The following is a 16643-nucleotide window of genomic DNA, read 5'->3' on the forward strand; positions in this document are numbered from 1 at the left end:
GATTTGACTATGAACGTTATTGCAATCATGAATCACATGGGTGTTTACTTCAAAGAAGAACCCATCCGTGAACTGCATCGTGCTCTCGAACGCCTGGACTTCCGTATTGTCTACCCGAACGACCGTGACGACTTATTAAAACTTATCGAAAACAACTCTCGTCTGTGCGGCGTGATCTTCGACTGGGATAAATACAATCTCGAACTGTGCGAAGAAATCAGCAAAATGAACGAGTACATGCCGCTGTACGCTTTCGCTAACACCTACTCCACTCTGGACGTTAGCCTCAACGATCTGCGCATGCAGGTTCGCTTCTTCGAATATGCGCTGGGCGCCGCTGAAGATATCGCGAACAAAATCAAACAGAACACTGACGAATACATCGACACCATTCTGCCGCCGCTGACCAAAGCGCTGTTCAAATATGTACGTGAAGGCAAATACACCTTCTGTACCCCAGGCCACATGGGCGGTACCGCGTTCCAGAAAAGCCCGGTAGGCAGCATCTTCTATGATTTCTTTGGTTCCAACACCATGAAATCCGATATCTCCATTTCGGTTTCTGAACTGGGTTCACTGCTTGACCACAGCGGCCCGCACAAAGAAGCGGAAGAGTATATCGCTCGCGTCTTCAACGCTGAACGCAGCTACATGGTGACCAACGGTACATCAACCGCTAACAAAATCGTCGGTATGTACTCCGCGCCTGCCGGCAGCACCGTGCTGATTGACCGTAACTGCCACAAATCGCTGACTCACCTGATGATGATGAGCGACATTACGCCGATCTACTTCCGTCCGACCCGTAACGCCTACGGTATCCTCGGCGGTATCCCGCAGAGCGAATTCCAGCACGCGACTATCGCCAAGCGTGTGAAAGAGACGCCGAATGCGACCTGGCCGGTACACGCGGTTATCACCAACTCAACCTATGATGGTCTGCTGTATAACACCGACTTCATCAAGAAAACCCTGGATGTGAAATCCATCCACTTTGACTCCGCATGGGTGCCTTACACCAACTTCTCGCCGATCTATGAAGGCAAATGCGGGATGAGCGGCGGTCGCGTTGAAGGGAAAGTGATCTACGAAACCCAGTCCACGCATAAACTGCTGGCGGCATTCTCTCAGGCTTCGATGATCCACGTGAAAGGCGACGTTAACGAAGAAACCTTCAACGAAGCCTACATGATGCACACCACCACTTCTCCGCATTACGGTATCGTGGCTTCCACCGAAACCGCGGCGGCGATGATGCGCGGTAACGCCGGTAAACGCCTGATCGACGGTTCTATCGAACGTTCGATCAAGTTCCGTAAAGAGATCAAACGTCTGAAAGGCGAGTCTGAAGGCTGGTTCTTCGATGTATGGCAGCCGGAACATATCGATGGCGCTGAATGCTGGCCGCTGCGTTCCGATAGCGCATGGCACGGTTTCAAAAACATCGATAACGAGCACATGTACCTCGACCCGATCAAAGTCACGCTGCTGACCCCGGGGATGAAGAAAGACGGCACCATGGATGATTTCGGTATTCCGGCAAGCATCGTGGCGAAATATCTCGACGAACACGGCATCGTGGTTGAGAAAACCGGTCCGTACAACCTGCTGTTCCTGTTCAGCATCGGTATCGATAAGACAAAAGCGCTGAGCCTGCTGCGTGCGCTGACCGACTTCAAACGCGCGTTCGACCTGAACCTGCGGGTGAAAAACATGCTGCCGTCTCTGTACCGTGAAGATCCTGAATTCTATGAAAACATGCGTATTCAGGACCTGGCGCAGAACATTCATAAACTGGTTGAGCATCACAACCTGCCGGACCTGATGTTCCGCGCATTCGAAGTGCTGCCATCCATGGTGATGACCCCGTATGCCGCGTTCCAGAAAGAGCTGCACGGTCAGACTGAAGAAGTTTACCTCGAAGAGATGGTTGGCCGCGTCAACGCCAACATGATCCTGCCGTATCCTCCGGGAGTACCGCTGGTCATGCCTGGTGAGATGATCACCGAAGAAAGCCGCCCGGTACTGGAATTCCTGCAGATGCTGTGCGAAATCGGCGCTCACTACCCGGGCTTCGAAACCGATATCCACGGCGCATATCGTCAGGCGGATGGTCGTTACACCGTTAAAGTGCTGAAAGAAGAAAACAACAAGTAATAGACGCACACAAGGGAAGTGGCTTGCCACTTCCCTTTTTTCACGCTGCAAGGAGAACCTATGAAAACACCCTCACAGCCGCGCGCGATTTACTACATCGTAGCGATCCAGATCTGGGAGTACTTCAGCTTTTACGGCATGCGCGCCTTACTCATCCTTTATCTCACCCATCAACTTGGCTTTGACGATAGCCACGCCATCAGTCTGTTCAGCGCCTACGCATCTTTAGTTTACGTAACCCCCATTTTCGGCGGCTGGCTTGCCGACCGCCTGCTCGGCAACCGCACGGCGGTGATTGCCGGGGCGTTGTTGATGACCCTCGGCCACGTGGTGCTGGGCGTCGAATCTGATTCCACCTGGAGCCTCTATCTGGCGCTGGCGATCATTATCTGCGGCTATGGTCTGTTCAAATCCAATATCAGCTGCCTGCTCGGCGAACTGTACGCCGCTGACGACCATCGTCGCGATGGCGGTTTCTCGCTGCTGTATGCCGCCGGTAACGTCGGTTCGATAGCCGCCCCCATTGCTTGCGGGCTGGCGGCGCAGTGGTACGGCTGGCATATCGGCTTTGCGCTGGCGGGGATCGGCATGTTTATCGGCCTGATGATTTTCTTAAGCGGCAGCCGCTACTTCCGCGACACCCGTGGCGTCGACAAACAGGCGCTGCGCGCGGTGAAATTCGTGTTGCCGACCTGGGGCTGGCTGGTGGTGATGCTGTGCCTGGCGCCGGTGTTCTTCACCTTGCTGTTAGAAAACAACTGGTCCGGTTATCTGCTGGCGATTGTCTGCCTGTTCGCCGCGCAAATGGTGGCGCGGATCATGTTCAAATCGCCGCAGCACCGCCGCGCGCTGTGGCAAATCGTTCTGCTGATGTTGACCGGAACGCTGTTCTGGGTGCTGGCGCAGCAGGGCGGAAGCTCGATTAGCCTGTTTATCGACCACTTTGTTGATCGCCGGCTGTTCAATATTGAAGTACCGACCGCGCTGTTCCAGTCGGTTAACGCGGTGGCGGTGATGGCCGCCGGCGTGATCCTGGCGTGGCTTATCCGCCCGGAAGGGCGAACCCGCTCGGTGTTAAAAGTGTGGCTGAAATTTGCTTTCGGCCTGCTGCTGATGGGCGGTGGATTTATGCTGCTGGCGCTGAATGCCCGCCACGGCGCGGCTGATGGTCAGGCCTCGATGGGCATGATGGTCGCCGGGCTGGCAATGATGGGCTTTGCCGAACTGTTTATTGACCCGGTGGCGATGGCGCAGATAACCCGTCTGAATATGCCCGGCGTCACCGGCGTATTAACCGGCATTTATATGTTGGCCACCGGCGCGGTCGCCAACTGGCTGGCCGGGGTGGTGGCGCAGCAAACCACCGAATCGCAAATCAGCGACACGGCGATTGCCGCCTATCAGCATTTCTTCTCGCAGATGGGTGAATGGACTATCGGCTGCGTAGCGGTGATTGTCATTGTCGCCTTTGCCGCGATTTGCAGCACCGGCCAGCGCAGCGCGACCGGGGACATTAACTCAACAGCCAAGTGAGCAGGAGGTGGATATTCTGGCAGGCGCGGAAGCCAACGATAAAAAATACCGTTAGTGAAGCCATAGCTGAGTGAGATCAGCTTGTAGTGAATCCAGAGTCGTTAAGATTGTTCTCTGGTGTGTTACCAGAGACAGGCCGCGCTGAATGGTGACCTGGTTCAATTTATCGAAGCTAGTTTGAAAGCAGGGTTATGAGGAACCAACATGTCTGAACAACAAGCACAAGGTGCCGATGAGGCAATTGACCTTAATAATGAACTGAAAACTCGTCGCGAAAAATTGGCTGCGCTGCGTGAGCAGGGCGTCGCTTTCCCGAACGATTTCCGTCGCGATCATACCTCTGACCAATTGCACGCTGAATTCGATGCGAAGGATAACGATGAACTCGCTTCCCTGAACGTTGAAGTCTCTGTTGCTGGCCGTATGATGACCCGCCGCATCATGGGTAAAGCCTCTTTCGTTACCCTTCAGGACGTCGGCGGCCGCATTCAGCTGTACGTCGCGCGCGATGACCTGCCGGAAGGCGTCTACAACGAACAGTTTAAAAAATGGGATCTCGGCGATATCATCGCCGCCCGCGGCAAGCTGTTCAAAACGCAAACCGGCGAACTCTCCATTCACTGCACCGAGCTGCGTCTGCTGACCAAAGCCCTGCGCCCGCTGCCGGATAAATTCCACGGTCTGCAGGATCAGGAAGTCCGCTATCGCCAGCGTTATCTGGATCTGATCGCCAACGAAGAGTCGCGTCATACGTTCCGTATCCGTTCGCAGATCCTCGCCACCATGCGTCAGTTCATGGTTGCCCGCGGCTTTATGGAAGTCGAAACCCCGATGATGCAGGTGATCCCCGGCGGCGCTTCCGCCCGTCCGTTCATCACCCATCACAACGCGCTGGATCTGGATATGTACCTGCGTATCGCGCCGGAACTGTATCTGAAACGTCTGGTGGTTGGCGGCTTCGAACGCGTCTTCGAAATCAACCGTAACTTCCGTAACGAAGGGATCTCCGTACGTCATAACCCAGAGTTCACCATGATGGAACTGTATATGGCGTATGCGGATTACAAAGACCTGATCGAACTGACCGAGTCGCTGTTCCGCACTCTGGCGCAGACGGTGCTGGGCAAAACCGAAGTGCCGTATGGCGACCAGGTGTTTGACTTCGGCAAGCCGTTCGAAAAACTGACCATGCGTGAAGCCATCAAGAAACACCGTCCGGAAACCAACATGGCGGATCTGGATAATTTCGACGCGGCGAAAGCGCTGGCGGAATCTATCGGTATTCAGGTAGAGAAAAGCTGGGGTCTGGGACGTATCGTCACGGAGATCTTTGATGAAGTGGCGGAAGCGCATCTGATCCAGCCGACCTTCATCACCGAATATCCGGCGGAAGTTTCTCCGCTGGCCCGCCGTAACGACGTGAACCCGGAAATCACCGACCGCTTCGAGTTCTTCATCGGCGGCCGCGAAATCGGTAACGGTTTCAGCGAGTTGAACGATGCGGAAGATCAGGCGCAGCGTTTCCAGGATCAGGTCAACGCCAAAGCGGCGGGCGATGACGAAGCGATGTTCTATGACGAAGACTACGTCACCGCGCTGGAGTACGGCCTGCCGCCGACCGCCGGCCTGGGTATCGGTATCGACCGCATGGTGATGCTGTTCACCAACAGCCACACCATCCGCGACGTTATCCTGTTCCCGGCCATGCGTCCGCAGAAGTAATCGTGTTTGGTAAATGACAAAACCCCGGCTTGCCGGGGTTTTTTACATGACGCTGGCATCAGGCTCCGACGCTGCCCCAGACCATCTTACCGTTATGGAAGGTGGCGGTACGCGGCGAAATTCGCGCTACGGCTTCGGCGGAGCAGGAGGCATCGACCAGCACAAAGCTGGCGTCGTCCTGTGCTTTTGGCCATACGCGCTCGCCTTTGTCATTCAGCGGCAGCACGTCGCCGGTGGCGATGGCCAGCGCGCGCGACAGGGTCTGCTCATTGGGGCGGATATACAGCTGGGCGTAGAGATTGGCTTTCTCAAGCATGTCGCCCAGTCCGTACGGCGACCAGTGGTCAATCACGCTATCGGTACCGGTCATCACGAAGACGCCTTTTTCGCGCAGTTGCTTGAGCGGCATGTGCAGAGTGCCGATCGGCACGGTGGAGGCGATGGTGATTTGCTGCGCCGCCATGCGGGTCGCGATGGCATCGACCTGCTGCTCGTTGAGCGTCGCCAGCGCAAAAGCGTGGCTGATGGTCAGCTTGCCTTTCAGCGCCGGGGTCTTCTCCACGGTTTCCACCATATAGTTCACCGCCGCCACGCCCGCCGGGCTGGTTTCATGCAGGTGAATATCCACCCCTTTGTCGTAATCCAGCGCTATCTGGAACATGGTATCGAGCGATTTCTCCATCGCGCCATCGACATTAGTCGGATCGAGACCGCCGACATAATGGGCGCCGGCCTGCATCGCTTCGCGAACCAGTGATTCCGATTTCGACAGCAGCAGCCCGTGCTGCGGAAAAGCGACGATTTCGCAATCGAAGCCTGGCTTACGCCGCGCCAGCACTTCCTGCAGATTCTCAAGGTTCTTCAGCCCGGACACCGGTTCAATGTTGCAGTGGCTGCGGGCGATAGTGGAGCCTTTGGACTGGATCAGGTCGATAAGCTTCTCGGCGTGCGCCTGCGTATAAGGCTGGAGTTCCGGCAGCAGTTTCTGCTCAAGCTTGATCATATCCTGAATGGTGGTGCCCGCCGGGCGGTTAAGCGAGCGCCACGGGCCGCCGTAAAACGTTTTGTCCAGATGGATATGCATGTCGCGCATGGCGGGCAGCATCAGTTTGCCGCCCGCATCGTAGCGCGGCAGCGTGGCGTCCGGGTGGCTCAGATTGCTGCGCAGGGCGACGATTTTGCCGTCTTTTATTTCCAGCGTTTGCAGCTCGGTCCGGGTGTGAACCACCACGCCGTTTTCATATTCGAAGCCGCTTTCCAGCAGCACGTTATCAAGGTAGTAGTGTTTATCGGCGACGTTGACCGCGCCTTTATTATCGCAGGTGGCCGCGGACGATTGGCTTCCCGCGGCATACGCCGCCGGCGCGCCCGCTGCCAGCAGCGCGGCGGCGGTGACCATCTTGCCGCTTTGGGTAAGAAATTCGCGACGGCTATTGTCTTTATTCATTCTTTCTTCCTTTTGTGTCAGTCATGCACAATATGGGTTCCCGTTTCGCCACGTAGCGCGGCTGGCAGACATTCCGGCGTGGTGATGATCACCCGTTTGCCGCCGTGTTGCAGGAACGTGAGGCTGGCGACGATTTTTGGCAGCATACTGCCTGCCGGGAAATGCCCTTCCTGCATATAGCGGCTCATCTCGCTGATGCCAACGCAACCCAGCGCCTGCTGATTAGGTTTGCCGAAATTCACGCACACTTTCTCCACACCGGTGGTGATCACCAGAATATCAGCATCAATTTCGCGGGCCAGCAGGGCGGTTGAGAGATCTTTATCGATCACCGCATCCACGCTCTGGTAGTCGCCCTGCGGGCTGCGTACCACCGGGATCCCGCCGCCGCCGGCGCCGATCACCACAAAGCCTTGCCGGGTCAGCGCTTTAATAGCTTCCGCTTCGACAATGCGTTTCGGCTCCGGCGAGGCGACCACCCGGCGATAGCCGCGGCCCGAATCTTCCACAAAGCGCCACTCAGGATGCGCCTGTTGTAGTTCATCGCGCTGGCTTTCGCTAAAGAACGCGCCGATAGGCTTGGTCGGATAGGCAAAGCCGGGATCGTTTTTATCCACTTCAACCTGGGTGACGACGGTAACCGCCTTTTGCTCGCCGCGCTGGGCAAGGCGGTTATTCAACGCCTGCTGGATCAGGTAGCCGATGCCGCCCTGGGTATCGGCGACGCAGTTAGCCAGCGGCGTCAGCGGCAGACCTTCTCGTTCATGGGCTATCTCCGAGCGGCGTAAATCCAGCCCAACCTGCGGGCCGTTACCGTGGGTTAGCACCACGTTATAGTCCGAAGCCAGCATCTCCAGCACCGTGCTGGCCACCGCTTTGACCGCCTCGGCCTGATGCCCGATCGACTGGCTGGCGTTATCTTTGATAATGCTGTTGCCGCCAATGGCAACGACGATGAGTTCTTTCATATCTGACTTCCGCTACAGAAGGTGATGTAGTTATTGTTATTGTGTGGTCGTGGTAGTCGCCCGGCCAGGCGTAGGACTGCCGGGGATTTCCCGGGGTCGGCGCAAACGCCTCGCCCGGGCTACAACGTTAAACGTCGTAACGATCGCACCAGCTGAGGATCGCTTTTTCGAAACAGGCGAACGGCGGGTGGACGATCCCGGCGCCGATCATGCCGATCCCGGCGTCTTTATGGGCGATAGCGGTGTTGATCACCGGTAAAATACCGCTGCTGCCGACGCGGGTGATGTCGATCGCGGTCGGGATCCCCATAAAGCCGAGCAGCGGAATGGTGACGTTCGGGTTTTCGCCAAGGGTGATTTCACGCATCTGGCGCGAGAAATCGACCGCTTCTTCTACCGTTCCGCCGACCAGCGCGACGATAGCCGGCGCCGTCGCCATGGCGAAACCGCCGATGCCATAGGTTTCGGTAATCGCGCTGTCGCCGATATCAAGGCCGGAGTCCTCCGGTTTAAAACCGGCAAACATCGGGCCTATCACCTGCTGCGCCGGGCCGGTAAACCATTGTCCCGGCAGGCCGCTGACCCGCAGTCCGAACTCGACGCCGTTACGCGCCATGGTGGTCACCACGGTGCTGTATTCAATACCGTGGGCCGCGTCCATCGCCGCTTTGCACATCGCCATCCACGTCGGCCCGGAGAAGTAATCGCTGCTGGCGACAAATTCGAACACTTCGCGCTGCTGCTCTACCGGATAACCGGCCTGAATAATCCCCGGCGTGAGCGCCTGAATCAGCAGGGTGGTGCCGGCGTTGTTGCGGTTATGGCACTCATCGCCCATGTGTAGCGCCTGCGCCAGCATTAAGCGCAGATCGATTTCGCCGATGATCTTCATGGCGTCGCGCAGCATGGGGCCCTGCACGTCGCGCATCCAGTTCAGACGATCGATCACGCTCTTATCGTTAGCCCCCATGCGCAGGATCTTCGCCATCTGCTCGCTCATGTTGGTATAAGCGATATTGCCGTAGGTTTTGTTCTCGACGATGTGCATGAACATCGACGCCGACGTCACGCCCGCCATCGAACCCACGCAGTCGTGTTCGTGACAGGGTGAGAAGGTAATTTCACCGGAGGCGGCAAGCTCGGCCGCTTCATCCAGATCTTTCGCCAGCCCTTCAAAGACCAGCGCGCCGGTGACCGCGCCTTTCATGGCGCCGCACATGTTTTGCCATTCCACCGGCGGGCCGGCATGTAGAATGGTTTTTGGCGTCATGCCCGGCACGACGTTAATGGCTTGATCAAAGCCGATGAGTACCGGGTGCGACTGAATAATGCGCTCCAGCGCCTGCTGGTTGGCGGCGGCGATTTTATCCGCCAGCGGCGAGTCGGCGATGCGATCCAGCGCCTCGACCACCTGCATATTGCCCTGGCCCGGCGGCGTCCAGTCGAGCTGGGTGACGGCGGTGTGCTGCTTTTTCAAATCGTCGCTGAACATGGCGATACCGACGTTAATCACGTTCAACGGCTGGTTAAATAGCGACTGGCTCATCAGGCTTGCTCCCCTTTGCAGATAAATTCACGCGCCAGCAAACCGGTATTGGTACTGCTGCTGGCCAGAATGACGCCAGCGTCAAGCAGCATCTGGCGCTGTTGCTCCAGCGACGGCGTATCGATGTCGGTGCCTAACACGTAAGCGAGAATCGCTAATGGGCGGCCATCGGCGGCGGCAATGGCTTTGGCCTCTTTGATCGCCGCGATCGTCGAACCCACCGGATCTTCATGCGCTCCGAAGCCCAGCACGAAGTCCATGACGATGACCGCCACTTCGGGATCGCGCGCTTCTTGCAGCAGGCGACTGATACGGTTGGTTGGGTCGATCATCGGGTGCGGCTTACCGTTGGTGAAGTCGTCATCGCCGAAATCGAGGAAGGTGTGTTTGATGCTGCGATTGATATCGCTCAGGCGATAAGCCGGATCCGGCTGAATGTTGCTATAAACATCCGCGTGTTTTTCCAGTACCGCGAACATGGTTTCATCGCACAGGGTACCGCCGCAGAACAGGCCGCGAATGTACTTTTGCTGTGGCGTGAGCTGCGCGCGAACGTCAGCAATCAGCGCCTGGTTCAGCGGATGTACATCGAGATTTTCCTGCTTAATACCGCTCAGCAGGACAGCCTTCAGCGCCGCGTCTTTAGTGCCGCGGGCGAACTGCAGACCTTGCTCATCGGCGGGAGGCTCGGCGCGGCCAAGGAAGCACGCCACTACCGGTTTACGGCAGGCGCGAGCGCGTTCGAGCACTTTTTTCGCCACCGCTGGAGCCGGTGGTTTAGAAACAAGGACGATGATTTCCGTTTGCGGATCGGCTTCCAGCATCTGAATGGCGTCGAGCATCATCAGGCCGCCGATTTTCTCACTCAGATCGCGACCGCCGGTACCGATTAGCTGCGAGATCCCGCCGCCGAAATCGTGGATACGGACGCTCAGCTCCTGGCTACCGGTACCAGAGGCGCCGATAATACCGATGTTGCCGCGGCGAACCGCGTTACCGAAGCACAGCGCCGCGCCGTTAATAATGGCGGTGCCGCAGTCTGGCCCCATCATCAATAACCCTTTTTCGTGGGCCAGCTGTTTCAGCGCCAGTTCGTCGTCAATAGAGACGTTATCGGAAAACAGCATCACGTTAAGATCGTTTTGCAGCGCCTGGCGCGCTTCGCGAGCGGCAAACAGACCGTTGACCGAGATAATCGCGAGGTTACTTTGCGGAAGATGTTTTTTGGCGCTGGCGAGGGTGGCGTAGCGCGCTTCGTGCTGGCCGCTGTCGGCCTTTTTGCTGAACAGCGCTTCTATTTCACCGAGTATCTGTTCACTATCGGCGCCGTCTTTGCCCTTGATAACAATCATCAGGTCGCCGTTTTTCGCTGCTTCAAGCTCCGGCGTCAGCAGTCCCAGGTTATTCAGCACCCCTTTGTTCATTTCCGTCGCCATCGCCACAAATGCCTGCTCTACGCCATCGAGCTTATTAGCGCGGGTGGAAATCGACATTAATGAGACGGAATCAAAATAGGTATTCTTCTTCACCACTATTTTAACTGACATTATTCCCTCCATACGTTTGGCTCAGCGCGCAGGCATCCGCCATGCCCAATAGCATGTCGCTGCCGGAACTTGAGCCAATATTTTTAATATCGGCAATAGCCTTAATAGAAAAGGTTGTCGGTTGATTAACCATCAGATTAATCAACACGGCGATACTTTCGCGATAACGTTGGTTTATCGCTGCCTCCAGCGTAATCGCGCTGAGCGGCGTAGTATTTTGTTGGGCGCTCTGCAGCGCGGTTATAAATGCTCCCCGGTATTGATTAGCCGGGTGTCCCTTTATGAATAAAATAACGCTCAGGCCTAGCAAATAATCATCCGCCGATGGCGTCAGGCCAATGCCTAATCCGATCATGTGCGCCACGGCGGCGCCGATATTTTTATTTTCGCCAAGTGCTTTAAATAAGGTTTCCCGTCGCTGCTGGAGTTCATGACTCATCGCGTGATAAAAGGGATTGTCGCCGCGATAGAGAAATAACGTGTCATCCTCATGTAACTGCGTAACGATAATGTCATGCCATCGTCGCCAGGCTATCTGGTTAAATGTTGCCGCGTTTAATACCGCCCGCGGCGTTTGCCAGTGCTCACAACGGTAGATGTCTATCCATGTATTATCGCCAACGTAAATCCCTGAATCGGTAAACCGGACGCTTTCCCCTGGCCGGAGCAGGTTGTCAAAGTGGGTGAGTGCTAACCTACAGCTATTAGGCGCATTGTCAGAGGTTTCACACAGCAGCGTCACAAGACCTGGTTTGCCCGGGGTTAGCAGGTTCACCGCATGGGCAAAAACCTCTCCAACCCGTCCGCCGCCGCGCTGCGCGAGAAAGCTCTTATCCGCAGTTAGCGCTTGCACACACCGCCAGGAGGAGGTGTTAATGGCGATTCTCCTTCCTCAGGCTCCGGCGGCGACCAGCAGGTGGGCGATTTCACTGAATCCCTTATCCCATGCCAGCTCCAGCGGAGATTTACCATACTTATCGGTCATATGCGGGTTGGCGCCGTGCTCCAGCAGCAGTTTTACGATCTCCTGCTGCGTCGCACCGCCGTCGTTTAAGACAATCGCTTCCAGTAGCGGTGTCCAGCCAACGAAATTGGTGTGGTTAACGTTAATATTGGTTTCCGTCAGCAATATTTTCACGATCTCAAGATGGCCTTTTTCACAGGCCGGGGTCAGGCCTACACCGCCGAAACGCGTTAATCGTTCGAGGTCGGGTTTTGCCGGTAAAATTAAGCGCAGTAGTTCGACGTCGTTATTCAGACAGCTGATTAAAAACGGGTTAAAACAGGTCTGGTCCTGCTTATTAATATCGGCGCCAGCGGCAATAAGAACAGAGACACAAGCATAATGTTTATTCAGGCTGGCGAGGGTAATAGCGGTTCGCCCCTGGCGATTACTGGCATTAATATCGACGCCACTTGCCAGGCAGGCTTTTAGTTTCGCGATATTTCCCTGCTCTGCAGCCAAAAGATAGTCAGCAATAATATTTTCCGTGGCCATCATCTTGCTCCTGTTGTTGCGGCTGAGACTTTCTTGATGGCTTGAGCATAGCAACCAGAAATAGATAAAAGAACCCGCTTAAATTTTATTCGCCATAATCCGGGGGATTATTGAATAAATTTCAATAATTGATGCAGACTGTGCGGCAGAGCAATGTTTACTTCTTTACACCTATACCCCTTAACGCAATCGGGTCTTCTTTCGATATAGTTACCGTCAGAAAGCAACGTCATCGATCTATTTTTCAGAGGGGAAAGAGATGAACGGACTCACCGCTACGGGGATCACCGTCGGTATTTGCGCAGGCGTTTGGCAGCTGATTTCCTCGCACGTTGGGCTGCAGCATGGTTGGGAATTATTGGGAACCATCGGCTTCGTGGCCTTCTGTAGTTTCTATGCGGCAGGGGGAGGCCAATCCGGCTTTGTCAAAAGCCTGTGCGTTAACTATTCCGGAGCGGTGTGGGCGTGGCTGGCGGCGCTGGCCGCTGGCGCTCTCGCCTCAGCCAGCGGTATGTCGGGATTCTGGGCAAGCGTCATTACCACGGTGCCGTTTTCGGCAGTCATCGTCTGGCAGGGGCGCTTTACGCTAACCTCGTTTATTCCCGGCGGTTTCCTCGGCATGACGCTCTTTTTCGCCACCGGTTTGAACTGGACGGTGACTCTGTTGGGATTTCTGGCGGGAAATTGTGTCGGCTTTATTTCAGAATATAGCGGGCGCAAACTCAGCGAGGCGACCAGTAAGTAGCGTGCCTGAAGTCGCGACGGGTATTAAGTATTGTTCAAAAATGATTGCCCCGCGTCCCGGTAACCAATACATTCAGCTCAGGTATGGTTTAGCGGAGGCGGGAAGGGCGCATGAACTCGATTTTTACTGAAGAAAATCTGCTGGCATTCACCACCGCGGCGCGTTTTGGCAGCTTCAGCAAGGCGGCCGACGAGCTGGGGTTAACCACCTCAGCCATCAGCTATACCATCAAACGGATGGAAGCCGGGCTGGACGTAGTGCTGTTTACCCGCAACACCCGCAGCATTGAACTGACGGAATCCGGCTACTATCTGTTTCGCAAGGCTACCGATCTGCTTAATGATTTCCATGCGATAAAGCGCAGCATAGATACTATCTCGCAGGGTATTGAAGCGCGGGTGCGCATCTGCATTAATCAACTGCTATACACGCCGCGTCATACCGCCCGCCTGCTGCAGGTGCTGAAAAAACAGTTTCCCACCTGCCAGATAACCGTCACCACCGAGGTGTACAACGGCGTTTGGGATTCGATCATCAATAACCAGGCGAATATTGCCATCGGTGCGCCGGACACGCTGCTCGACGGCGGAGGTATTGATTACACCGAGATCGGCGCGATCCGCTGGGTGTTTGCCATTGCCCCGGATCATCCGCTGGCGTTTATGCCCGAACCTATTTCGGAAAGCCAGTTACGCCTCTATCCCAATATCATGGTTGAGGACACCGCCAGCACGATCAATAAAAAGGTCGGTTGGCTGCTGCATGGTCAGGAGGCGATCCTGGTCCCTGACTTCAATACTAAATGCCAGTGTCAGATCCTCGGTGAGGGGATCGGTTTTTTACCTGACTATATGGTGAACGAAGCGATAGCTGAGAAACTGTTGGTGAACCGTCAGATCCACAATCCGCGTCAGGATTCCGGCATGCTGCTGGCGACGCAGCATGCCGCCACCGGCCAGGTGACGCAGTGGATAAAAAAGCAATTTCGCCCCGGCGGGATTTTAACGGCTGTATATGCTGATTTATTGCATCGTGGAGAGGCGAAATAGTCTTGCCACACATATCTTTACGCCAAAACTCCAGCTGTGGACTTTTCCCCTCGCTTTGCCTTATATATATTTGATGACGTCGGTGATACGGGAATGTACGGCAATGGATACGGGGAAGTTGAATAGCAGTTTTGGTCGTATTCATGCGTGCTACCAGAAGCTGCAGTTAAATGCGCATCTCCCGCACGTCATCGCCTGTAGCGAAAACGTCGAGTGCGCCGCCGGCGAGCGTTTTCAGCCGCAGGATGGGTTCATTTACTTTCTGCTGTCCGGGCAAATCACCCTCGCAGTCAACGACCCTGACAACCTGTTGGGTATTGTGATTGAGCATATGCCGCTGGGCCTGCTTGAGTATTACTGCCCGGCGGTAGAGCTGCTATATCAATGCCTCGACCGCTGTCGTTTTGCCAGAATCAGCGTGGAGGATTTCGAGCGTATCTTCTTTTACTCTTCGCCGGAGTATATGAAAGAACTGACGACCATTCTGGCCTACATGGGCATTTTTGCTCTCGATGCGCACAACGAGCGCGGCAACCTGTCCGGTTTTCAGACCATAAAATCGATGTTATCGCGTTATCTGTACCGTAACGAGATCGATTATGGAAAACGTGAAAGCCTGTCCGCTTTTATTATTAAACGGACCAATCTTTCGCGCAGCTATGTTTATCAGGTTTTAGCGGCGTTAAAAGAAGGCGGTTATATCACGGTGAAAAAAGGTCAACTCATTTCTATCGACCGAAAAATACCGGATAAATTCTGATTAATATGGTCAGTTGTCAGGGCGGTTATGCCCGGCTTGCTGACGCCTGTATAAAGTGAATGTGAAATACGTCACACATTCTGGAGTTATTTTATGACCCTGGATTATATTGCTTTAGCCATCCTGATTGCGGTGGTGCTGATTTTATTTTATGGAATTATCGTGATCCACGATATTCCTTATGAAATAGCCAAAAAAAGAAATCATCCGCACCAGGATGCGATTCATTACGCTGGCTGGGTGAGCTTGTTCACCCTGCACGTGCTGTGGCCGCTGCTGTGGATCTGGGCCACGCTGTGGCGAGAAGACCGCGGCTGGGGAATGCAGCAGTTAAAGACCGACCAGCACGATTTACATCAGCGTCTGGATGCGATGCAGGCGGAATTAAACCGTCTGAAAAATAGCGCCGTCAATCAGGAGGGTAAATAATGGAAACGTTATTACTGCTGTGTTATGCCGCCTTGTGTATCGTGATATTTAAAGTATTCCGTATTCCATTAAATAAATGGACGGTTCCCACTGCGGTATTAGGTGGCGTGATACTGATTGGCATGTTAATCCTCGGTATGAATTATAACTTCCCCTATAGCGAAGTCGGGAAGCAGGTTTATCGCACGGTGCCCATTGTTTCGCAAACCCGCGGTCGAGTCACCAGCGTGCCGGTGAAACCAAATCAGATGCTGCATGAAGGCGACATCTTGTTCACCATCGACCCAACCCCGTTCCAGGCGAAAGTCGACGACCTGACCGCTCAGGTGAAAGCGGCCAGCCAGGATGCGTTGTCGCTGGATGCGGGGTTAACCAGCGCGCAGGCTGATTTAAGCAAAGCGGTCGCCGAGCGCGACCGGGCCCAGCGTGAATACGCCCGCTTCCAGGCAGGTCATGATAAAGGGGCCTTTTCCGATCAGATGGTCGATACCCGTCGCCAGAACTGGAAAGCCTCGCAGGCGGCGGTTGACGCCGCCCGGGCTAAGGTCGCACAGGCGCGTAACGATCTCAATTCGGTGGTGCACGGCGAGAACACCAAAGTCGCTTCGCTGCTGGCGCAGTTGCGTGAGGCGCAATTTAAGCTCGATAACACGGTGGTACGCGCGCCGTCTGACGGCTATGTCAGTACCGTCGGCCTGCGTCCTGGGACCATGTCCACCGCGTTGGGGCTGAAGCCGGTAATGACGTTTGTGCCAACGGATAATGCGAATTCACGTGAATACGTCGCCGCATTCCGTCAGAACGCGCTGCAGCGTTTGCAAAAAGGTGAACAGGCTGAATTACTGTTCCCCTCTATTCCGGGAACCGTATTTAAAGCGCAGGTCGCGGAAGTGCTGCCGGCGATTGGCGAAAGCCAGTTTCAGGGGCAGGGAACGTTGCTGACGGCCAACGATCTGGCGGCGCGCGGCCGAGCGCTGGTGGTATTAAAAGTGACCGACGATCGTCTGGCAAATTATCAGCTGCCGCAGGGCGCGGATGTCGAAGCCGCCGTCTATTCGGAACATTTTGAGCACCTGTCGCTGATAAGAAAGATCCTCATCCGTATGAAAAGCTGGGAAAGCTATCTCTATCTCGATCACTAAAACGACGGAATAGCGGTCAGGCAGTTTTAAGAACTTTTCCTAATGCCAAGCGCAGAAGCTTATGCCATGCTGAATGTGACTCGTAACATAAAGCACGCGT

At 55.2% G+C, this 16643-nt stretch carries 14 protein-coding genes; 8 read left to right on the forward strand and 6 right to left on the reverse strand.

The features are described 5' to 3' along the window. The first annotated feature begins 9 nt into the window (after nucleotides 1–9). From cadA to lysS, 3 genes are all read left to right on the forward strand, one after another. On the forward strand, nucleotides 10–2157 hold the full coding sequence (gene cadA, locus ACSEMK_RS01170; RefSeq protein WP_015367858.1) for a lysine decarboxylase CadA: 2148 nt from the start codon (nucleotides 10–12) through the stop codon (nucleotides 2155–2157). 60 nt (nucleotides 2158–2217) lie between these two features. Then, entirely contained in the window at nucleotides 2218–3690 is a 1473-nt protein-coding gene (dtpD, locus tag ACSEMK_RS01175; protein ID WP_435336286.1) for a dipeptide permease DtpD, read from the forward strand. Between the two features lie 204 nt (nucleotides 3691–3894). Continuing rightward, nucleotides 3895–5412 (forward strand): lysine--tRNA ligase, encoded by a 1518-nt coding sequence (gene lysS / locus ACSEMK_RS01180; protein ID WP_015704650.1) that lies wholly within the window; start codon nucleotides 3895–3897, stop codon nucleotides 5410–5412. A 58-nt stretch (nucleotides 5413–5470) separates the two neighbouring features. Here lysS and ACSEMK_RS01185 read toward each other — a convergent pair whose 3' ends face one another. From ACSEMK_RS01185 to ACSEMK_RS01210, 6 genes are all read right to left on the reverse strand, one after another. After that, the gene (locus tag ACSEMK_RS01185) at nucleotides 5471–6859 is read right to left on the reverse strand and encodes an amidohydrolase family protein (protein WP_411325824.1); all 1389 of its coding nucleotides are present in this window, start codon (nucleotides 6857–6859) and stop codon (nucleotides 5471–5473) included. A 17-nt stretch (nucleotides 6860–6876) separates the two neighbouring features. After that, a complete protein-coding gene (locus ACSEMK_RS01190; RefSeq protein ID WP_430914419.1) occupies nucleotides 6877–7827 on the reverse strand; it encodes a carbamate kinase family protein in 951 nt (316 codons plus the stop codon). A gap of 127 nt (nucleotides 7828–7954) precedes the next feature. Then, nucleotides 7955–9373 (reverse strand): DUF1116 domain-containing protein, encoded by a 1419-nt coding sequence (locus ACSEMK_RS01195; protein WP_015367853.1) that lies wholly within the window; start codon nucleotides 9371–9373, stop codon nucleotides 7955–7957. Beyond that, a complete protein-coding gene (fdrA, locus tag ACSEMK_RS01200; protein WP_430914418.1) occupies nucleotides 9373–10920 on the reverse strand; it encodes an acyl-CoA synthetase FdrA in 1548 nt (515 codons plus the stop codon). Before fdrA ends, ACSEMK_RS01195 begins: the two co-directional genes overlap by 1 nt. Next, on the reverse strand, nucleotides 10910–11773 hold the full coding sequence (locus tag ACSEMK_RS01205) for a DUF2877 domain-containing protein (RefSeq protein WP_087860316.1): 864 nt from the start codon (nucleotides 11771–11773) through the stop codon (nucleotides 10910–10912). Before ACSEMK_RS01205 ends, fdrA begins: the two co-directional genes overlap by 11 nt. A 39-nt stretch (nucleotides 11774–11812) precedes the next feature. Then, nucleotides 11813–12418, reverse strand: coding sequence for an ankyrin repeat domain-containing protein (locus tag ACSEMK_RS01210; RefSeq protein ID WP_087860315.1), 606 nt, complete (start codon nucleotides 12416–12418; stop codon nucleotides 11813–11815). A gap of 259 nt (nucleotides 12419–12677) precedes the next feature. Here ACSEMK_RS01210 and ACSEMK_RS01215 point away from each other — a divergent pair, with 259 nt between their 5' ends. The 5 genes from ACSEMK_RS01215 (at nucleotide 12678) to ACSEMK_RS01235 (ending at nucleotide 16543) form a co-directional block, all read left to right on the forward strand. Beyond that, nucleotides 12678–13163, forward strand: coding sequence for a DUF1097 domain-containing protein (locus ACSEMK_RS01215; RefSeq protein ID WP_271032031.1), 486 nt, complete (start codon nucleotides 12678–12680; stop codon nucleotides 13161–13163). Between the two features lie 110 nt (nucleotides 13164–13273). Further along, a complete protein-coding gene (locus ACSEMK_RS01220; RefSeq protein WP_430914417.1) occupies nucleotides 13274–14212 on the forward strand; it encodes a LysR substrate-binding domain-containing protein in 939 nt (312 codons plus the stop codon). 118 nt (nucleotides 14213–14330) lie between these two features. Then, complete coding sequence (locus ACSEMK_RS01225; RefSeq protein ID WP_430914478.1) at nucleotides 14331–14972, forward strand: helix-turn-helix domain-containing protein; 642 nt, start codon at nucleotides 14331–14333, stop codon at nucleotides 14970–14972. Between the two features lie 93 nt (nucleotides 14973–15065). Beyond that, nucleotides 15066–15401 carry a DUF3302 domain-containing protein gene (locus tag ACSEMK_RS01230; RefSeq protein ID WP_020079414.1) on the forward strand — a complete coding sequence of 112 codons (336 nt, stop codon included), beginning with the start codon at nucleotides 15066–15068 and terminating at the stop codon, nucleotides 15399–15401. Next, on the forward strand, nucleotides 15401–16543 hold the full coding sequence (locus tag ACSEMK_RS01235) for an HlyD family secretion protein (protein WP_015704659.1): 1143 nt from the start codon (nucleotides 15401–15403) through the stop codon (nucleotides 16541–16543). The genes ACSEMK_RS01230 and ACSEMK_RS01235 overlap by 1 nt, the downstream gene beginning before the upstream one ends. Nucleotides 16544–16643 lie beyond the last annotated feature (100 nt).

It is taken from the genome of Klebsiella sp. K-3 (assembly GCF_051207495.1).
Classification (GTDB): domain Bacteria; phylum Pseudomonadota; class Gammaproteobacteria; order Enterobacterales; family Enterobacteriaceae; genus Klebsiella; species Klebsiella aerogenes.